General features: G+C 65.5%; 13 protein-coding genes. 8 read left to right on the forward strand and 5 right to left on the reverse strand.

The genetic code is table 11. The features are described from left to right. Positions 1 to 24 precede the first annotated feature (24 nt). On the reverse strand, positions 25 to 3,228 hold the full coding sequence (putA, locus tag K2Y42_RS04950) for a bifunctional proline dehydrogenase/L-glutamate gamma-semialdehyde dehydrogenase PutA (protein WP_291149160.1): 3,204 nt from the start codon (positions 3,226 to 3,228) through the stop codon (positions 25 to 27). 481 nt (positions 3,229 to 3,709) lie between these two features. Between putA and panC the strand changes: the two genes are divergently transcribed. After that, positions 3,710 to 4,525: a pantoate--beta-alanine ligase gene (gene panC, locus K2Y42_RS04955; RefSeq protein WP_291149161.1), complete on the forward strand. Its 816-nt coding sequence runs from the start codon at positions 3,710 to 3,712 to the stop codon at positions 4,523 to 4,525. Between the two features lie 18 nt (positions 4,526 to 4,543). Here panC and K2Y42_RS04960 read toward each other — a convergent pair whose 3' ends face one another. Then, entirely contained in the window at positions 4,544 to 5,479 is a 936-nt protein-coding gene (locus K2Y42_RS04960) for a DMT family transporter (RefSeq protein WP_291149162.1), read from the reverse strand. A gap of 353 nt (positions 5,480 to 5,832) precedes the next feature. Here K2Y42_RS04960 and parE point away from each other — a divergent pair, with 353 nt between their 5' ends. The 3 genes from parE to K2Y42_RS04975 all read left to right on the forward strand — a co-directional run bounded on the left by parE (position 5,833) and on the right by K2Y42_RS04975 (position 12,435). Continuing rightward, entirely contained in the window at positions 5,833 to 7,800 is a 1,968-nt protein-coding gene (parE, locus tag K2Y42_RS04965) for a DNA topoisomerase IV subunit B (RefSeq protein WP_291149163.1), read from the forward strand. A 161-nt stretch (positions 7,801 to 7,961) separates the two neighbouring features. Continuing rightward, the gene (locus tag K2Y42_RS04970) at positions 7,962 to 9,863 is read left to right on the forward strand and encodes a PAS domain-containing sensor histidine kinase (RefSeq protein WP_291149165.1); all 1,902 of its coding nucleotides are present in this window, start codon (positions 7,962 to 7,964) and stop codon (positions 9,861 to 9,863) included. Between the two features lie 109 nt (positions 9,864 to 9,972). Next, entirely contained in the window at positions 9,973 to 12,435 is a 2,463-nt protein-coding gene (locus K2Y42_RS04975) for a patatin-like protein (protein WP_291149167.1), read from the forward strand. Positions 12,436 to 12,577: 142 nt separating this feature from the next. Here the strand turns inward: K2Y42_RS04975 and K2Y42_RS04980 are convergent, their stop codons facing one another. After that, positions 12,578 to 13,618 carry a glutamine synthetase beta-grasp domain-containing protein gene (locus tag K2Y42_RS04980; RefSeq protein ID WP_291149170.1) on the reverse strand — a complete coding sequence of 347 codons (1,041 nt, stop codon included), beginning with the start codon at positions 13,616 to 13,618 and terminating at the stop codon, positions 12,578 to 12,580. Positions 13,619 to 14,039: 421 nt separating this feature from the next. On the opposite strand from K2Y42_RS04980, the gene K2Y42_RS04985 reads away from it, so the two are divergent. Further along, complete coding sequence (locus tag K2Y42_RS04985; protein ID WP_291149172.1) at positions 14,040 to 14,252, forward strand: DUF2735 domain-containing protein; 213 nt, start codon at positions 14,040 to 14,042, stop codon at positions 14,250 to 14,252. Between the two features lie 80 nt (positions 14,253 to 14,332). Here the strand turns inward: K2Y42_RS04985 and K2Y42_RS04990 are convergent, their stop codons facing one another. Continuing rightward, a complete protein-coding gene (locus K2Y42_RS04990; protein ID WP_291149174.1) occupies positions 14,333 to 15,304 on the reverse strand; it encodes a glutaminase in 972 nt (323 codons plus the stop codon). 188 nt (positions 15,305 to 15,492) lie between these two features. After that, positions 15,493 to 15,849 (reverse strand): hypothetical protein, encoded by a 357-nt coding sequence (locus tag K2Y42_RS04995; RefSeq protein ID WP_291149177.1) that lies wholly within the window; start codon positions 15,847 to 15,849, stop codon positions 15,493 to 15,495. 207 nt (positions 15,850 to 16,056) lie between these two features. On the opposite strand from K2Y42_RS04995, the gene creD reads away from it, so the two are divergent. The 3 genes from creD (at position 16,057) to K2Y42_RS05010 (ending at position 20,354) form a co-directional block, all read left to right on the forward strand. After that, positions 16,057 to 17,457: a cell envelope integrity protein CreD gene (gene creD / locus K2Y42_RS05000; protein WP_291149180.1), complete on the forward strand. Its 1,401-nt coding sequence runs from the start codon at positions 16,057 to 16,059 to the stop codon at positions 17,455 to 17,457. A gap of 138 nt (positions 17,458 to 17,595) precedes the next feature. Then, positions 17,596 to 18,264 carry an aquaporin gene (locus K2Y42_RS05005; protein WP_291149182.1) on the forward strand — a complete coding sequence of 223 codons (669 nt, stop codon included), beginning with the start codon at positions 17,596 to 17,598 and terminating at the stop codon, positions 18,262 to 18,264. Positions 18,265 to 18,614: 350 nt separating this feature from the next. Then, positions 18,615 to 20,354, forward strand: a complete 1,740-nt coding sequence (locus K2Y42_RS05010; RefSeq protein ID WP_291149185.1) for a DEAD/DEAH box helicase — start codon at positions 18,615 to 18,617, stop codon at positions 20,352 to 20,354. Positions 20,355 to 20,656: the final 302 nt, after the last annotated feature.

Consider the following 20,656-nt stretch of genomic DNA (forward strand, 5'->3'; position numbering starts at 1 on the left):
GAGACAACGGCCGTCTTCTCTCGACTAGTCGTCGTCGGAGACGTCCTGGGTCAGCAGGCCGACGTTGCCGCCGGTGGCCGTGATGTCGGCCGTGCGGACGCGCTCGGTCGCGAAGCGGGCGACGTAGTTGGGTCCGCCCGCCTTCGGTCCGGTGCCGGAGAGCCCCTCACCGCCAAACGGCTGGACGCCCGGCACGGCGCCGACCTGATTGCGGTTGACGTAGAGATTGCCGACGCGCGCGTGCTCGGCCACGTAATCCGCGACGTTCGAAATGCGGCTGTGGAGGCCGAGCGTCAGGCCGTAGCCCGTGGCGTTGATGTCTTCGACCACCTTCGGCAGATGGCCGCCCGCAAAGCGGACGACATGCAGGATCGGGCCGAAGACCTCGCGTTCCAGCAGTGCCATACGGTCGATCTCGTAGCAGGCGGGCGTGACGTAGGTGCCCGCGCGGCAGGCCGACGGCAGGCGCACGTCGATCAGCTCGCGGCCGTCACGCTGCATCCGCACCTTGTGCGCTTCGAGCGTATCCTGCGCCGCTTCGTCGATCACGGGGCCGATATCCGTCGCGTAGTCGAACGGGTCGCCGACATCGAGGGCTTCGATGGCGCCGGTCAGCATGCGCAGCGTGCGGGTGGCGATCTCTTCCTGCACGAACAGCACGCGAAGTGCCGAGCAGCGTTGCCCCGCGCTGTCGAAAGCCGACGTGACGGCATCGCGCACGACCTGCTCGGGCAGCGCGCTGCTGTCGGCGATCATGGCGTTGAGGCCGCCGGTCTCGGCGATGAAGGGCACGATCTCGGCGCGGCGATCCGCCAGCGCCTTCTGGATGGACCAGGCCGCTTCGTTGCCGCCGGTGAAGGCCACGCCTTTGATCTTCGGAGATTTGACGAGCGCCGCACCGACTGCGCCCGAGCCCGGCAAGAGATGCAGCACGGTTTTGGGAACACCGGCTTCATGCAGAAGGCGCACGGCGAGCATGGCCGTGATCGGCGTCTGCTCGGCGGGCTTGGCGAGCACGGGATTGCCCGCCGCAAGTGCTGCCGCGATCTGGCCGACGAAGATTGCGAGCGGGAAGTTCCACGGCGCGATGCAGGCAAACGGTCCGCGTGCACGCAGCTCGATGGCGTTCTGTTCGCCCGTCGGGCCTTTCAACGGCGCGGCTGCGCTCAGCAGGCGGCGCGCCTCGATGGCGTAGTAACGCAGCAGATCGGCCGTTTCGCGAACCTCGGCCTGGGCCGCGGGTATCGTTTTGCCCGCCTCGCGGATCAGCACCGCCATCAGGCGCGCGCGATCGCGCTCGAACATGTCGGCTGCGAAGTCCAGCACCTTCGCGCGCGCCAGTCCGCCGATTCGATCCCAGTCGTGCGCGGCGCGCTCGGCGACCTCAATGGCCGTGTCGACCTCGCGCGGTGTGGCAATGCGGACGGAGCCCAGCCGCTCGCGCCGGTCGTGCGGGCAGGTGAGAAGCGTCGCCTGCGGGCCGCCGACGTGCTCGATGCCGTCCACGATCGGGCCGACGTCGAACGGGCGCGCGAGGGCCGCGTCCATGGCGGACAGCAGAGACTGGCGATGGGCGCGGTCGGTGAGCGCGATGCCGGCGGAGTTTTTCCGCTCCGGCCAGTAGATTTCGCGCGGACGCGGCAAAGCCCGCACCGCGGCCGGCGTTTCGCGCTCGCGTTCGGCCGTCTCCACCGGATCGCGGATGATCTGCGCGATGGGCGCTTCCTCGTCGGCGAGGCGGTTGACAAACGACGTGTTGGCGCCGTTTTCGAGAAGGCGGCGCACGAGATAGGACAGCAGGTCCTCATGCTCGCCGACGGGCGCGTAAATGCGGCACGGATGGCGCAGCTTGCCGGGCGCGGACACTTCCTCGTACAGCGCTTCGCCCATGCCGTGGAGGCGCTGGAACTCGAACCCCGTCTGTCCCGCCGCGACGGTGGCTGCGGCGACGGTTTGCGCGTTGTGGGTGGCGAACTGCGGATAGAAGGCTTTCTCGTCCGACAACAGCAGGCGCAGACACGCGAGATAGGACACGTCGGTGTGCAGTTTGCGCGTCAGGACGGGATAGTCGGCGAGACCGCGCTCCTGCGCCCATTTGATCTCGCTGTCCCAGTAGGCGCCCTTCACGAGCCGGACGGGGATGCGCTTGCCGCCGAGCTCCGAAAGCCGCCGCAGCCAGCGGATCGTCGGAATGGCGCGTTTTCCGTACGCCTGCACGGCGAGGCCGAGGCCGGTCCAGCGTTCAAGCGCGGGGTCCATGTAGGCGCGCGCGAAGATGTCGAGCATCAGCTCGTGGCGATCCTGCTCCTCGGCATCGATGGTGACGGCGAGACCGTGAGCTTCAGCGGACTTGAGCAATGTGAGGACGCGCGGATAGAGCTCTTCGGCGAGGCGCGTTTCCTTGCCTGCTTCGTAGCGCGGATGGAGCGCCGACAGCTTGACCGACAGAGACGGGCGGGCGAGCAGAGAATCCGGATGAGACAGCGGGTTCGGGCCGGCGGCATGGCCGACGGCATCGATGGCGCCCATGTAGCGTTCGAAGTAGCGGGCTGCGTCGCGCTCGGTTTTCGCCGCTTCGCCCAGCATGTCGTAGGAGAACCGGAAGCCGCGCGCTTCGAAGGCGGCCGAGCGGGAAATTGCTTCTCGAATGGAGCGGCCGAGCACGAACTGGTCGCCCAGCAGCTTCACGGCCTGGCGCACCGCCTGGCGAATGACCGGCTCTCCCGACCGCGCGGCGAGGCGCTTCAGTGCTTCCCAGGGGTTGGCGCCGCGCGCCTCCTTGAGCTTGACGAGACGGCCCGTCAGCATCAGGCCCCAGGTCGACGCGTTCACGAGAATGCTGTCGGAATGGCCGCGATGGCGGTCCCATTGGCCGCCCGCGATCTTCTCGGCGATGAAACGGTCGGCTGTGTCGGCGTCGGGAATGCGCAGCAGCGCTTCCGCGAGGCACATCAAGATGACGCCTTCCTCGCTCGAAAGGCCGTACTCGCGCATGAATGCATCGACGCCGCCGTGCTTGCCCACGTCATCGCGGGCGGCTTCGACGAGCAGTCGGGCGCGCTCGGCGGTGCGGCGGCGCTCGTCTTCCGTGAAAACGGCGCGCTCGATCAGGCCGCCCACGAGGCGCGTTTCGTCGGCGAACAGATGTGATGCAATCTCGTCGCGCGACGGCAGCTCGGGCTCGCCCGCGCGTCCGCCTGCAAAATCGGATTTTCTCAGCGCAACCATCTAAGTGTCCCGATTCCGGAGTTCGCTTGAGTTTGCGGCTAGGTCCCGAGCGAACTTCGGAACCATCAGGGACACGAGTGCCGTCGACGTGCTCGTATGATTCAGCTTGAGAAATCCGCTTGGACCCTGGCCGCCCAATGTGGCGAATTTCTCGATCATCACACGAGTGCCTTCTCTTGCCGCGGCGAGCACACCTGATTCTGCAGGGCTTTGCACTCCCGCACATTGGCCTGTGCACTTCTGCGCACCACTGCTTGTGCTTTCTGCAAATGGCGCTTGCTGCCGGGTTCTGCAACGGCCTTCGAAAAGCCGTCCGAACCGGATTGTTGCCGGGACATCGGGCCACTTGACGGACCGGCACCGCCTGCCTCACCTGCTCTTGCGGCTGCCCGGCTCGCCAGCGCGGCTTGCGTTGAAAGAGCCGTGAGCCCAACGGGTTGGGCCGCAGCCGTCCGCCACACTACGAAGAAGAGGAAGCACCGTGAAAATCGTCCGCACCGTCCAGGACTTGCGCGCACAGATTTCGGAGTGGCGCGCGGCCGGGGAGAGCATCGCGCTGGTGCCGACCATGGGCGCCCTGCACGCGGGCCACATCGCGCTTGTCGCGACAGCCCTTTCGGCGGCCGACCGCGTGGTCGTGTCGCTCTTCGTCAATCCGAGCCAGTTCGCGCCGCACGAGGATCTGGCGCGCTATCCCCGGGACGAGGCGGGCGACGCGGCCAAGCTTGCGGGTGCGGGCGCGCATCTCCTGTGGGCGCCTTCGGTCGGCGACATGTATCCGGACGGCTATGCTACGCAGATTGCGGTGGGCGGGGCGGCACTGCCGCTCGAAGGCGCCTTCCGGCCGCATCATTTCGGCGGCGTCGCGACGGTGGTGTGCAAGCTGATCTCGGCGGTGACGCCCAATCTGGCGCTGTTCGGCGAAAAGGATTTCCAGCAGCTCGCCGTCATCCGCCAGATGGTGCGCGACCTCAATCTGCCCGTCGTGATCGGCGGCATGGATACGGTGCGTGAGGAGGACGGGCTCGCGCTCTCGTCGCGCAATGCCTACCTGACTGAAGACGAACGCTACGTCGCGCCGATGCTCTACAAGGCGATCCTGCAGGTGGCCCAGGGGCGCGATCCGCGCGAGGCCGGACAGGCGCTGCTCGCGGCCGGCTTTGCCAAGATCGACTACATCGAGGTGCGCGACGCGGAAACGCTGGCGCCGTTCGTGCCCGGCTCGGGCCGCCCCGGCCGCGTGCTCGCCGCCGCCTGGCTCGGCAAGACGCGCCTGATCGACAATGTACCGTGCTGACCTAAGGCTGGCGCTTTCCTAAGCTGGCGCGGGCTTGCGGGTGGCGAGCCAGATGCCGGTGGCGATAAGGGCGATGCCGACGCCGTGGTAGAGGTGCAGGCTCTCGCCCAGCAGCAGCACGGCCAGGATTGTCCCGAAAACCGGAACCAGATGCACGACCATGCCCGCTGTGTTCGCGCCGAGAAGCTCGACGATCCGGTTGAACGCAAGGTAGGCCAGCACGGACGCGAACAGCGCGACGTACGCGATCGCGAGCACCGAGGTCGTCGTGACCGGCATCGGCCGGCCGAGCATCGTTTCGGCGACATAGAACGGCAGCAGAAACAGCGCGCCCAACGCGAAGGTCGCGCAGGCGAAGCTCAGGCCGTGCACCTGCGGGCGAAGCCGCAGCAAGGCGGTGTAGAAGGCGTAGCACACGATCGCGGCCAGCATCCAAAGGTCGCCGCGCTTGAACTGCAGCTCCGTCAGAACGGCCGGATCGCCGTGGGAAATCAACGTCACAGCGCCCAACAGCGAAATCGCGATCGCGCACGCCTGAACCCGCGTCACCTGCTGGCCGAAGACGAGAAAGGACGCGACAAACACGACGAGCGGCATCGTCGTCTGCAGCATGACGAGGTTCAGCGCCGTGGTTGTCTGGGCGCCGATGTAGAGAAACGTGTTGTAGATCGCGACGCCGAGGGCCGTCAGAACGAGCATGATGGGCCAGTTGCGGCGCATGGCCGGAAGGTCGCGGCGAAGATGCGGCCAGGCGAACGGCAGCACCAGCAGGGCCGCGACGGCCCAGCGCCAGAAGGCAAGCCCGATCGGCGGGATGTCGCCGGCGATCGACCGCGCCACGATGGAATTGCCGGCCCAGAACAAGCCGGGCAGCACCACGAGAAACCGCGGCTCATCGATCAGGGCGCGCCGCCCCGCGGGCGGGGCCGCGGGCTCATTCGGCGAAGTTGTCATACGTCGGCGCTTTCGGTGACCCCAGATTCAGTCGCCGTGATACCAGACCCGCGTCATCTCGGGGCCGGGAACCGCCGTGAGGCGGCGTTTCGGCGCACATTCCGGTGCATTCTCCCGGACGAACGGCGGTGCTGCGGGGCACAGAAAGGCCCATGCCTGTGGCCTCTTTCGCACGCTGGCTTGCCAATGCACCGGCGGACGTGGCACGTCTCCGCTCAAAGCTTCTGCCGCAGATTCGGGCCCCGCGCTCGCCATTGTCTCGCGTTACCGGCCCCGGGCCCTGACCATCCGAGACAAGGTGACGGCGCATGGCCCAATCAATCCGTGATCTTTTTTCGAGCATTACGAGCAGCATGACCGACAAGACCCAACGCGCCCGCAAGACGGGTGACGCTTCCGACGCCTACACCGCCGCAGACATCGAGGTGCTGGAAGGGCTCGAGCCCGTGCGCCGCCGCCCCGGCATGTACATCGGCGGCACGGACGAGAAGGCGCTGCACCATCTGTTCGCCGAAGTGATCGACAACTCCATGGACGAAGCGGTCGCGGGGCACGCGACCTGGATCGACGTGCGGCTCGACGCGGACGGCTTCCTGTCGGTCGCCGACAACGGGCGCGGCATCCCCGTCGATCCGCATCCCAAGTTCAAGAACCAGAGCGCGCTCGAAGTCATCATGTGCACGCTGCATTCGGGCGGCAAGTTCGACGGCAAGGCCTACAACACCTCGGGCGGTCTGCACGGCGTCGGCGTCTCGGTCGTCAATGCGCTGTCGGATACGTGCGAAGTAGAGGTGGCGCGCGGCCAGCAGCTCTATCGCATGGTGTTCTCGCGCGGCATCGCGCAGGGCAAGCTCGAAAAGCTCGGCCCGGTCATGAACCGGCGCGGCACGAAGGTGCGCTTCCACCCGGATGAGGCCATCTTCGGCAAGGGGGCGCACTTCAAACCCTCGCGCCTGCTCAAGATGGCGCGCTCGAAGGCCTACCTGTTCGGCGGCGTCGAGATCCGCTGGAGCTGCGATCCCTCGCTGATCAAGGACGACACGCCGGCCGAAGCCGTCTTCCATTTTCCGGGCGGCCTCAAGGATTATCTCGCGTCCGAAATCGCCGGGCAGACGTTCGTCACGAAGGATCTGTTCGCGGGCAACGTCGAGCGCGAGGGCAAGCACGGCTCCGTCGAATGGGCAGTCGCTTGGGTGGCGGACGAGGACGGCTTCTGCCGCTCGTACTGCAACACGATCCCGACCGGCGAAGGCGGCACGCACGAGAACGGTTTCCGCTCGGCGCTCTCCAAGAGCTTGCGCGAATTCGGCGAGCGTGTCGGCAATCGCAAGGCCGGCCAGATCACGGCCGAAGACGTGATGGGCACGGCCGCGGCGATGCTGTCGGTGTTCATCCGAGAGCCCGAATTCCAGGGCCAGACGAAGGACAAGCTCGCCACGCAGGAGGCTGCGCGGCTGGTCGAATCGGCCGTCAAGGACGCCTTCGATCACTGGCTGACGGACAGCCCGCAGCAGGCGACGCGCCTGCTCGAGTGGACCGTCGACCAGGCCGAGGAACGCCTTAAGCGGCGGCGCGAAAAGGAAGTCGGCCGCCAGTCGGCGACGCGCAAGCTGCGCCTTCCCGGCAAGCTCGCGGATTGCTCGATCCAGCAGGCGGCCGGAACGGAGATCTTCATCGTCGAAGGCGACAGCGCCGGCGGCTCGGCCAAGAGCGCGCGGGCGCGCGACACGCAGGCGATCCTTCCTCTGCGCGGCAAGATCCTCAACGTGGCCAACGCCTCGTCGGCCAAGCTGTCCCAGAACCAGTTGCTCTCCGACCTCATCCAGGCGCTCGGGGCGGGCACAGGAAGCAAGTATCGCGACGAGGATCTGCGCTACGAGCGCGTGATCATCATGACGGACGCCGACGTCGACGGCGCGCACATCGCTTCGCTGCTGATCACCTTCTTCTACCAGGAGATGCCGGAGCTGATCGAAAACGGCCATCTGTTCCTGGCTGTGCCGCCGCTCTTCCGCCTGACGTGGAAGGGCGATGTCGAATATGCCCGCGACGAAGCGCACCGGGAGCGCCTGCTGGCGACGACGTTCGCGGGCAAGAAGCCCGACGTGACGCGCTTCAAAGGCCTCGGCGAAATGGACTTCAAGGATCTCAAGTCGACGACAATGGATCCCAAGAAGCGCCTGCTGCTCAAGGTCGAAATCGGCGACGGCGACCGCACGGGTATTTCGGATGCCGTCAACGCGCTGATGGGTTCCAAGCCGGAAGCCCGCTTCCGCTTCATCCAGGACCGCGCCGCTTTCGCCAAGGACCTCGATATCTGACGACCCTCGGATTGCTCCGTCCTGCCCAGTGCGGTCCGGCAGATCCCTTGCTTTAACCTACGGGTCAGGCGACGATCGGAACGGAAAGCGGACCGCCGCGTTATGGCTGGTCGGGTCCAGGTTTAGAAATGGAAAACGTGCAGAAACTACAAGCCTCGCCCATGGATGATGGGCGTTATCGGCTGCTCGTCGAGTCCGTGTTCGACTACGCCATCTATATGCTTGACCCGGACGGTTATGTATCGAGCTGGAACAACGGCGCGCGCCGCTTCAAGGGTTACGAAGCGTCGGAGATCGTGGGACGACATTTCTCCACATTCTATCCCGAGGAGGACCGGCGGGCCGGCATGCCGGCCCGCGCGCTGGAAATCGCGCGCCGCGAGGGAAAGTTCGAGGGCGAAGGCTGGCGGGTCCGCAAGGATGGCGAGCGGTTCTGGGCGCATGTCGTCATCGACCCCATTCTAACGCCGACCGGGGGAGTGATCGGCTACGCCAAGGTGACGCGCGACCTGTCGGAGCGGCGAGAGGCGGCCGCCGAGCTGAGCCGCAGCGAGGAGCAGTTCCGCCTGCTCGTGCAGAGCGTGACCGACTACGCGATCTACATGCTCGATGAAAACGGCAACGTCTCCAACTGGAACGCCGGCGCCGAGCGCATCAAGGGCTATTCCGCATCGGAAATCGTCGGGCGCCACTTCAGCGTTTTCTATACGCCGGAAGACGTGGCGGCGGGCGGGCCCCAGCGCTCGCTCGACACGGCCGCGCGCGAAGGGCGTTTTGAGAAAGAAGGCTTGCGCGTTCGAAAGGACGGCAGCCAATTCTGGGCCAACGTCGTCATCGACCCGATCCGGAGCGAAGCGGGCGATATCATCGGGTACGCAAAAATCACGCGCGACATCACGGAGCGCCGTAAGGCGCAGGAATCGCTGGATCGCACGCGCGAAGAACTCATGCAGGCCCAGAAGATGGAAGCCATCGGGCGGCTGACCGGAGGCGTCGCGCATGATTTCAACAACCTGTTGATGGCCATCACCGGAAGCCTCTCGATCCTCGAGAAGCGCCTGCCGCCCGATCCGCGGCTGCAGCCTTTCATTCAGAATGCCATGCTTGGCGCGCAACGCGGCATCACGCTGACGCAGCGCATGCTGGCCTTCGCGCGCCGACAGGAGCTCGAACCCAAGCCCACCGACCTCATTAAGCTCGTGCACGGCGTGCTTGAAATGATCCAGCACGCGTTGGGGCCGACGATCTCGATCAAAACGAGATTTCCATCCGCCCCGCAGTTGGCCCTCGTCGATCCCAACCAGCTCGAGCTCGCGCTCTTGAACCTCGCGGTAAACTCTCGTGACGCGATGCCGGAGGGAGGCGCGCTGACCTTTGAGATCCAGTCCAAGTCGATCACCGGCGAGGCCAACCTGCCGCCGGGCGATTACGTCTGCCTCGCCGTGCGGGACACGGGAGAGGGCATGAGTGAAGATACGATGGCCCGCGCCACCGAGCCGTTCTTCACCACGAAAGGCGTGGGCAAGGGGACGGGCCTCGGCCTCTCGATGGTTCGCGGCATGGTCGACCAACTGGGCGGCAAGCTGGTTTTGAAAAGCCAGCCTGGGACCGGGGCAACCGTCGAACTGTGGTTTCCAACGGCAGCCGGGATGAGCGTGTCCGAGCGCCAGGACGCGGCGCCCGCTCCCGCGACGCAAAAGCAGGGCCTCGTGGTGCTGGCGGTCGACGACGATCGACTGGTTCTGATGAACACGACGGCCATGATCGAAGAGCTCGGACACACACCGGTCACCGCGACTTCCGCGAAAGACGCGCTGGCCATACTGGCGACGGACGTGCCTGTGGACGTTGTCATCACGGACCACGCCATGCCCTCCATGACGGGGCTTGAGCTGGCGCGGATCCTCGCCACGGAGCGGCCTCACCTTCCCGTCATCATCGCCACGGGCTACGCGGATTTCTCCGATCAGGGGAGCGTTGGCCTGCTGCGGCTGCAAAAACCCTTCGATCTCGAAGACCTACAAGGCGCGCTCGCCAATCCCGTCCCGGCGGCAGCGACCTGATATCGTCCCGGCGCAGTGGACGCGGGGCCGAGACTCGTTCCAACATGGCGCCAGCGGGTTGGCCGCAACCGACTGCGCGCGGCCGGCTTAAAGGGCGCGGGGGCTCTCCATGCGAGAGAAGGAGCTGCGCATTGCGCTCGTGTGCTTCGGCGGCGTTTCGCTCGCTGTCTACATGCATGGGATCAGCAAGGAAATCCTGAAGCTGGTGCGCGCGTCCTCAGCGTTGCACAACATTTCCGACCGGCGCGCGCGCGCCTCCGCAACCCTCCCCGAGAACACGCGGCTTCCCGCCTCTGAGACCGACACCGAGCGGATCTACTTCGAGTTGCTGCGCGAAATCGGCCGCGACCTCGATCTGCGCGTGATCGTGGACATCATCGCGGGGGCGTCGGCGGGCGGCATCAACGGCACGATGCTGGCGCGCGCGCTGAGCCACGACCTTCCCATCGACGGCCTGCGCGATCTCTGGCTCGACAACGCCGACGTCAACGTTCTGCTGGCGCGGGAAGCGCGCGCCGGGCGCTGGAGCAAGGTAGCGCTGAGGCCGTTCTTCTGGGGTGCTGCGGCCTCCGGCGCGATCCCCTCGATCAAGGACGCCGAGGTGCGGCGCAACCTCTCGCTCTTCATGCGGTCGCGCTGGTTCAAGCCGCCGCTCGACGGGCCGGGCATGTCGGGGCTGATGTTCGACGCGATCGTCGCCATGGGCGAGCCCACGAAGCGCAGCGCGCTGCTGCCCTCAGGACAGCGGCTCGACCTGTTCGTCACGCTCACCGACTACTATGGCCAGCTTCATCTGGTGCAGATCCACGACCCGCCGCTCATCCACGAGCGCGAGCATCGCCACGTGCTGCATTTCGGCTTCCGGCGCAGCCAGGGCGGCACGGTGGAAAGCGATTTCGATCTCGCCAACGCGCCCGCCCTCGCCTTTGCCGCGCGCGCCACGTCGTCGTTTCCGGGCGTGTTTCCGCCGGCGCAGATCGCCGAGATGGACCATCTGATGCGCGACCGCGGCGTCGCATGGCCAACGCGGCAGGAGTTTCTGGAGAAGAATTTTCCGCGCTATCTCGATGCCAATCTCGACCCAACGTATGCGAGTTTCATCGACGGCAGCGTGCTCAACAATCGCCCGTTTCGCGAGGCGATTGCGGCCATCCACGGGCGGCCCGCCTACCGGCAGGCGGAACGGCGGCTGGTCTACATCGAGCCCAATCCCTCGATGCCGGCGACCCGGGAGCGGCTCGGCGTGCCCGGCTTTTTCTCGACCATTCGCGGCGCGATCTCGGATCTTCCGCGCGCGCAGCCTGTGACGGACGATCTCGGCTGGGTGATCGGCTTCAACGACCGGATGCGGGAATTGCGCGGCATCATCGAAGGCGCGCGCCCGCAGGTGACGCGCTACGTCAACCGCATCGTGCCGGCCGAACTCGACTGGTCGAATGCCACGGCGCAGATCAGCGTCTGGCGCGAGCAGATGAACGCGCAGGTGGCGCGCGAGGCGGGCTTTGCCTACGAGGGCTACGTGCGCCTGAAGCTCGCGTCCATCCTGCGGTTCGTCAGCCGCACGATCAGCGCCATGCTCGGCGTCGCGCCCGGCTCACCGATGGCGAACGCCGTTGCCGCCACCATCGACGCGTGGGCGGCGCAAAGCGGCATCGTCTACGAGACCACGGACGCGCAGAGCCTGCACGGGGAAGGCTCGTCCGCCGCGCCGCTCAAGCCCTGGGCGGACTTCCTGCTCAAGTTCGATCTCGACTACCGCAAGCGGCGGCTCAACTTTCTGATCGAAGGACAGAACGGTCTCTATCAGCGCCAAGCCGAGGGCGGGTATGCGGGGCTGGAGGCGGCAACCGTCAATCATCTCAAGCGGGATTTCTATGCGTGCCTCGATACGCTGCGAAAGCGGCAGGACTGGCGGCGCTTCAGCATCGAGACGCACGCGCTGGTATCGGAGATCTTTCCCGCTCCACCCTCGCCGTCGGATGCGCGCAACCTGCAGGCCTCGGCCGGAATTTTCGTCGCGAGCCATCACGAGCAGCTTTCGGCGCTGATCGACCGGCTTGCGGACGAGATCAACCTCACCACCAGCACGCGCGACGTCGACCTGCTGCTCGCCGCGATGGACACCAGCGAATGGCCGCACGAGGCGCGCCGCGAAGTGCTCGTCAACTACCTGGGCTTTCCCTACTGGGACCTGCTGACGTTTCCGGTCTCGATGACGCGCGAGCCGGGCGAGTTTCGCGAGATCCTGGTGGACCGTATCAGCCCGCTCGACGCGCGCACGCTCTCGAGCCTGCCTGGCGCTGCGCTCAAGGGCACGGGGTTCGCCAACTTCGCGGGGTTTCTATCGCGCGGCTATCGCGAGAACGATTATCTGCTGGGGCGGCTGCATGCGATCGACCGGCTCATCGACATCATCTGCGATGCGGCCGAGATCAGCCTGACATCGGACCGGATCGACATTCCGGCCTTCAAGAAGAAGGCCTTTGCCGCGGTGCTGGACCGCGAGGAGGCGCACCTGACGGCGTGCACGCCGCTCATCCAGGCGGTGCGCACGCTGGTTCGCGCGCTCTGAATTCGAAGATTGGCGGACCTTCAAAGAAGGTGGCCCGCCCAAAGACTTTGAACAACACGGGGAGTGTCGCCTTTGGGCGGGAGGCACGTCGCGGCACCAGCGGTCAGTCCGGTGCCGCGACGAACAGTGGGCGTGCGGGGGCTTAAGCAGCCGCGGCGATGGAGCCCGTGAGCGGAACCGAGGCGATCGTCTTCAGGATCTGCGAAGCGATCTGGTAGGGGTCGCCCTGCGAGTTCGGGCGGCGATCCTCGAGGTAGCCCTTGTAGCCGTTGTTGACGAAGCTGTGCGGAACGCGGATCGATGCGCCGCGGTCGGCGACGCCGTAGCTGAACTTGTTCCACGGAGCCGTCTCATGCTTCCCGGTGAGGCGCATGTGGTTGTCGGGGCCGTAGACCGCGATGTGGTCCTGCAGGTTCTTGTCGAAGGCGGCCATCAGCGCCTCGAAGTAGGCCTTGCCGCCGACCGTGCGCATGTACTCAGTCGAGAAGTTGGCGTGCATGCCCGAGCCGTTCCAGTCGGTGTCGCCGAGCGGCTTGCAGTGATACTCGATGTCGATGCCGTACTTCTCGGTCAGGCGCTGCAGCAGGTAGCGCGCGATCCACATCTCGTCGGCGGCCTTCTTGGAGCCCTTGCCGAAGATCTGGAATTCCCACTGGCCCTTCGCCACTTCGGCGTTGATGCCTTCGTGGTTGATGCCGGCGGCGAGGCAAAGATCGAGATGCTCCTCGACGATCTGGCGGGCGAGCGAGCCGACATTCTTGTAGCCGACGCCGGTGTAGTACGGGCCCTGCGGAGCCGGGTAGCCGGCAACGGGGAAGCCGTAGGGGCGGCCGTTCTCGTACAGGAAGTATTCCTGCTCGAAGCCGAACCAGGCGCCGGAGTCGTCGAGAATGGTCGCGCGGTTGTTCGTGGCATGCGGCGTGACGCCATCCGGCATCATGACTTCGCACATGACGAGCACGCCGTTGGTGCGCGCCGCGTCCGGGTAGACCGCGACGGGCTTCAGCACACAATCCGAGTTGTGGCCCTCGGCCTGCATGGTCGAGCTGCCGTCGAAGCCCCAGAGGGGAAGATCCGAGAGCTCAGGGAAGGCGCTGTATTCCTTGATCTGCGTCTTGCCGCGAAGGTTCGGCACGGGCGAATAGCCGTCGAGCCAGATGTATTCGAGCTTGTACTTCGTCATAGGCAGCTCCCAGTTGGATCAAGAGTTCGATGCCTCGCCACCGACGGCTGAGGCTCACGTGCGTGGCGGCTGGATGGTGGTCCGCTTAGCGGCTGCGCGGGGGCCTCTGCTCTGCGCCGAGGCGGCGAGGTTCCGTCCGCAAACCGCTCTGTTTCATCCGGCCACTGTGTTCCCCGAAGGAAGAAGCGTTGTCCGGCAGAGAACAAAACACCTGCCGAGCGTGTTTCATGATCAGAGAGAAGGCAGAAAGACAAACTCGCCTTCACAAAAATGCTACTCAAACACGCAGAAACAATCATGCACAAAGTTTAGGCAATTGCTGATTTTTTGCGGGCAAACTGGTCGAACTTCATGCAAACTACGGCATATCGACGCTCATTTATTCGCGCGTCATCAGACCGTTCGAAATGAGAGGCTGACGATGACTTCGAATTCTCTGCGGACTACAGCCAAGATCTATCAATTCCCGACTGGCGGGCGCGCATCGCGGCCAATCGAGCCCCACCTCGGCCTGCCGAAGGCCGACCGTCCCGCCGCCGCACCCGACGCGCGCGCGGCCAAAATCGTCTACGGCGCCGGCTGGTATCACGACGAGGCGATCCAGGACGCGGAAGACCAGGCCCGGAAGCACTAAGCGGGATTTTCTCGTTTCAATGATTGGAGCGCGGCCTCTCCCTTGATGAGGAGCGACGGGCTCACGATGGCTCCGGTGGCTCAGACGCCGAAAATCGACCAGCCCATCCGCTTCGTCAGCGCTTCGAGCGCGACGCGACCGAGATGTGAGTTTCCTGCAGCGTCCAATCCCGGCGACCAGACCGCGATCGACGCCTTGCCCGGTGCGATGGCCAGGATGCCGCCGCCGACGCCGCTTTTGCCCGGCAAGCCCACGCGATACGCGAACTCTCCCGACCCGTCGTAGTGGCCGCAGGTCAGCATGATTGCGTTGATGCGGCGTGCGCGCTCCGGCGTGACCACCGACATGCCGGTCGCCGGATTGCGCCCGAGGTGTGCCAGGAAGCGCCCGGCCGCCGCCAACTGCCGACAGGTCATGGATATTGCGCAGTGGTGGAAGTAGACGCCGAGCGTGAAGTCGACCGGGTTTTCCAGGACGCCGAAGGACTTCATGTAGTTGGCGAGGGCCGCATTGCGGAACCCAGTCCGCTGCTCGGACGCGGCCACGGCGTTGTCGATCGTGATTGTCGTGTCGTCGGCCAGGAACTGCATGAAGCGCAGGATCTCGCCCAGCGCCTCGCGCGGCTGATGGCCCGAGAGGATGAGATCCGTCACGGCGATGGCGCCGGCATTGATGAAGGGATTGCGCGGGATACCGCACTCGCGCTCGAGCTGGACGATGGAGTTGAACGGGCTACCGGACGGCTCGCGTCCGACGCGCCGCCACAGCCGGTCTCCGGCCTTGCCGAGAGCGAGCGTCAGGGTGAACACCTTGGAAATGCTCTGGATCGAAAACGGGACATCGCTGTCGCCGCCTGCCGCGACGTTGCCGTCGGCATCGATCACGACCATGCCGAACGCCCCGGCGTCGACGCGCGCCAGCTCCGGAATGTAGGTCGCAACCTCACCCCGATCGGTGCGCTTGCGCATCTCTTCGGCGATCTCCTCGACGACGGCGTTCAGGTTCGGGGCATCGCGGGCAGGGACGTCGCGGTCGGGCACAGTGTGGCTCATCGTGTCGGAGTGCAGTTCGCAAGCTCGTTCGACGGCGCAAGGACACATGCGCCCTGACCGCCAAACCGGTGAAGTCTAACGGTGGCCCTGCGACCATTGCAATGCAGTGTAACGCAACGCGGCGAGAAGACCCGCAGAGACGACGCACTGAAGCGACCCGGACAGCAGTCTGATGGTCCGCGTGGGGGCTATCCGTTGCGGCGTTTTCTGGCCCAATAGATCGCGAACACCGCGATCCAGAACAGCAACGCGGCGACGTCCATCAACGTGGAGAGCTCGCGTAGGCCGCGGTGCCAGGGCTGATCCGGCGGGCCGACGAACGTCAATATGCTCGCGACTGCGCCGATCGCCAGGCACAAGCCTACGCCAACCCAAGCAATCCTGATCGCGCGTCGCGTCATCTGTTCGCCCCCGCCCTCGCGGGCCTGTCGCGCTCCAGTGTAGCACAACGGGGTGCGCGACGGAATTTCCTGCGCGAGGCCGCCCACCGCTTCCTGGTCCGTGCGTTCACCGGGTGGCCTTCCGGCGGCACCCGTCACGCTCATGCTCGCGTCCGCATTTTGCGGCTCAGGCGCGCGCGCGGAAAGTTCAGCTAACTTCCGGAATTCCGCATTGGGAGCAAATTCACTCCCGATAGCCGAAGTCCCCGCCACGCGACGGGCCCGCGCCTCAGTTTCGCCCGGACAGATCCCGACACACGTTCCGACGCTCATCCGAGTTCGAACGCACATCCGAGCACACGAGGTTCTTCCATGTCCGATATCATGTATTCCGCCGGTCGCGTGGCGCGCTCGCCTGCGTTCAAGTTCTTCCTGATCTCATTCCAGATCCTGCTGCTGCTCATTCCGCTGCTGATCGTGTCCGGCCTCGTGTCCGAACGTGAAGGGCGCTCGCGCGAGGTCGAGCGGGACGTGGCGCGCACCTGGGGCGGGGCGCAGCAGCTCACGGGACCGTTCATCGTCGTGCCGTACATGGTGCGGATCGAAACCAAGGACGGCGACAAGCTGATCGCGCAGACGCAAGAACGGCGCGCCGTGTTTCTGCCCGAGGACCTGACGATCTCCGGCACAGGCGCTTCGAAGGTGCTGCATCGCTCGATTTTCGACATCAATGTCTATACGGCCTCGCTCGCGGTCTCGGGGCGTTTCGCGGCGCCCGACATGAACGAGATCGACCCGAATGCCATCTCCGTGCGCTGGCGCGACGCCACGCTGGTGCTCGCGCTCAGCGACGTCGCCGGATTGAAGGAAGCGGCCACCGTGACCATCAACGGGCGCGAGGCCATTCCCTTCGCGCCCAGCCTCGGCGTGCCCGGCACGTACACGAGCGGCATGCACGCCAAGCTTTCCGGCGCACCGTCCGCGATCGAAGGCGACACGGCCCTCAAAGACTTTTCGTTCCAGGCCAACCTTGTCTTCACGGGATCGGGAACGATGACGATCGCACCCGCCGCTCGCGAGACACGTTTCGAGCTGACATCCGACTGGGCGCATCCGAGCTTCATGGGCGCTTTCCTGCCGGTCGACCGCACGGTGAGCGAGAAAGGCTTCTCGGCCAAGTGGCGCGTGCCGCATCTGGCGCGCAGCGTGCCGCAGGCCTGGATGCTCGCCGATGGCGGCTTCGAGCGCTTCTCGCAACACCAGTTCGGCGTGGCATTCTATCAGCCGCTCGATTTCTACGGGCTCGTCACGCGCGCGCTCAAGTACGGCATCCTGTTCCTGGCGGTGGGCTTCATGGGCGTGTTCATGCTCGAGCTCCTGTCCGGCAAGCGCGTGCATTCGGTGCAGTATCTGTTTGTCGGCTTGGCGATGGTGTTCTTCTACGTGCTGCTGCTGTCTCTGGCCGAACACATCGGCTTTACGCCCGCCTACATCGCCGCCTCGGTTGCAACCGGCGGCATGCTCTCGACCTATGTCAGCCGCGCACTGGAAAGCGCGCGCAGCGGCCTGATCATGGCCGCGCTGTTCGCGCTCCTCTACGGCTTCCTCTATCTCATCCTGCAACTCGAGGATTATGCGCTGCTCGCCGGCGCCGGCCTCGGCTTCGTGGCGCTGACGGTGGTGATGTTCGCGACCCTCCGAATCGATTGGTCGGGCCTCGGCGCGACTTCGATTCGCGGGCCTGCGGGCGATGTGCGCCCTGGCGGCGCGTGACCGGCAATCGTGCTAGAGACAGCTTGCTGGCAACGCGCGATTCGCAATCGTCGGAAGGCGAAAGCACCTAGCCTGCAATTTCCAAGATCGGAGCATCGGCGTGCCGCCAGCTTGGAGACGACGCAGGGGAGACTTGAAATGAAAATTAAAGCACTCGGGGCCGAATTTATCGGCACATTCATGCTGACCGCTTCGGTACTCGGCTCAGCATTCTACTCGTTCGGCGCACCCTCGGGCGCGGCGGGCATCATCGGTGTCGCGTTGTCGATCGGCATTACGGTCATGGCGCTCGCGCGCTCGATCGGACACATCTCGGGCGGACACTACAATCCCGCCGTAACCATCGGCCTCGTTGCAGGCGGACGCTTCCCGGCAGGTGACGCGGTTCCCTACATCGTGGCGCAGTGCCTCGGCGCGATCGCAGCCACGGGCGTGTTCTCGCTGATCGGCAACGCACCCGCGACATTCGCTGCCAACGGCTACGGCACCCTTTCGATGCTGAATGCAAGCCTCACCAGCGTGTTCATCATCGAGGCCCTGCTGACGGCGTTCTTCCTGATCGTCATCATGGGGGCTACGCGTCCGAATGCGACGGCCGGGTTTGCGCCCCTCGCCATCGGCTTTACGCTGACCGCCATCCACCTGATGTCGATCCCGGTCTCCAACACGTCGGTTAACCCCGCCCGCAGCCTCGGGCCGGCGCTCTTTGCCGGCGGCGAAGCCCTCACCCAGGTCTGGGTGTTCTTTGCCGCGCCGATCCTCGGCGCAATTGTCGGCGCGCTCATTTACAAGTGGCTCGACGAATAGGCTTAAAGAACTCAACGCCCTATTTTTTCGAACGGCCGCCTCTCCCGAGGCGGCCGTTTTCGCATTGATCCGACAAACGAATTCAACTCTGCGACATTGCGCACTTGAAAAGTCACTGTTTTTTCTTGCTTTTTATGGGGGGCTATGTCAGCTAGGCATCGGCTCGGGCGCAGGGGCTTCGATCTCATTGATCCCTTTTCGAGCCCCAATTCCTGTATTTGCCCGCTTGCGGCATCTGCCATTCCCCTGCGCTCTCGTCGTCTTGCAGCTGCGCCCGGTGACCTCCGTCGGTCTTCGTTATTTCGGTGTGCGCTCGGGGCCTTGAGATCGCAGTATGGAGACTTAGTTTTTTGGAAACGAAGACGTTCGCTGAGCTCGGTCTCAGCCCCAAGGTGCAGGCGGCCATCGAGGCCGCCGGTTACGCCAATCCGACCCCCATCCAACAAGCAGCCATTCCGGTGGCGGTCACGGGGCGCGACGTTCTCGGCATCGCGCAGACGGGCACCGGAAAAACCGCCTCGTTCGTTCTGCCGATGATCGCGCGGCTCGAAACGGGCCGGGCCAGGGCGCGGATGCCGCGCTCGCTCATTCTGGCGCCGACGCGCGAGCTTGCCGCGCAGGTGGCGCAGAGCTTCGAGAAGTACGGCATCAATCACAAGCTCAACGTCGCGCTCCTGATCGGCGGCGTTTCGATGGACGATCAGGTCCGCAAGCTCGATCGCGGCGTGGATGTGCTGATCGCGACACCGGGCCGGATGCTCGATCACTTCCAGCGCGGACGCCTGATGCTGATGGGCGTCGAAATCCTCGTCATCGACGAAGCCGACCGCATGCTCGACATGGGCTTCATCCCGGACATCGAGAAAATCTGCAAGCTGCTGCCGCCGCGCCGGCAGACGCTGTTCTTCTCGGCCACGATGCCGCCGGAGATCACGCGCCTCGTCAGCCAGTTCCTGCGCGATCCGGAGCGGATCGAAGTGGCGCGGCCGGCCACGACGGCGAAAACCATCACGCAGCGCTTCCGGTTCACGCCCGACGGCGAGGATTGGGTCAAGCGCGAACTTCTGCGCGACATGATCCGCACAGAAAACGTCAAGAACGCGATCATTTTCTGCAATCGCAAGCGCGACGTGGCGATCCTGCTCAAGTCCCTTCAGAAGCACGGCTTCAACGCCGGCGCCCTGCACGGCGACATGGACCAGAAGAGCCGCATGGAGACGCTAGACAAGTTCCGCAACGGCGAGATCAGCCTCTTGGCTGCGAGCGACGTTGCAGCCCGTGGCCTCGACATTCCGGACGTCTCGCACGTCTTCAATTTCGATCTGCCTTGGCAGTCCGACGACTACGTGCACCGCATCGGGCGCACGGGACGCGCAGGGCGCGAAGGCACGGCGCATTCGATCGTGACGCCGGACGAATTGAAATCCTTCAAGGACATCGAGAAGATGCTCGGTGTCGACGCCGAGTGGATCGGCGCGCCGCCGTCCGACGACGACTTCGCCGATGCGGGCAAGCGCAAGCGGGGTCGCGGTGGCCGAGGTGGACGTCCTGGCGCACAGCGCGAGGGTGGACGCAGTGAAGGCGGCCGGGGTGAGTCTCGCAGCGGTGAAGGCCGTGGCGCGTCCGGTCGTGGAGACCGTGGCGGCCGGCGCGGCGAGCGCGGTCGCGAGGGACGCCCGGAGAGGGCACCTGTCGCCGCCGAAGCAGAAGTGCTGCATGACAACGGAACCGGCGAGCAGCCGCAGGTCGATATGGCACCGGCCCGGCAGCCGCGCGACGAGCGGCCCGCGCCGAAGCGGTCCGAACCTCGCAGGCAGCAGGAGCCGCGCCGCGAGCGCGCCGCACCCGCCGCCGACGCCAAGCCCGAGCGCGCGCAGGATGCTCCGCGCGGCCAGCCCGAGCCTTCGCGCAGTGCACAGCAGCGGGGCGACGCGCGTCCTGCCGCTCAGGCGTCGCGTCCGGCCCGCTCTGCACGCCCGGCCAGTGCCGGAGACGCTGCAGACAGCAAGGCGGCCGTCAGTGCATTCGCCGGCAACGTGCCTGCGTTCATGCGGCGCCCGCCGCGCGCGGTCAAAGCGGCCAACGAATAGCTGCGATCCGATTCGCATCGGGAGCGAGCCGCGTACGGCTCGCTCCGCCATTTTCCGATTGCCATTCCGATTCCCTAGGTGACAGGCCCGCATGCCAGTGCTTCGCGCTTGCACAGGCGGCGTGCTGTCAGCGCTTTCGCGTTGCATGTCATAGGCTTGTCCGCCAAATGCAGACGTGGTGTCATGCGCGTTCGCTTGCCCGCGGCTCTGCATTGCACAACTCTCTGTCAAGCGATTTTTGCGTTGCAGCATCCATAAGCTGTGGACAGATTTCGCGCTGCCCAATTTCTCGGCGGCCTCGG

It is taken from the genome of Hyphomicrobium sp., assembly GCF_019744875.1.
In the GTDB taxonomy this organism is placed as follows: Bacteria; Pseudomonadota; Alphaproteobacteria; order Rhizobiales; family Hyphomicrobiaceae; genus Hyphomicrobium_C.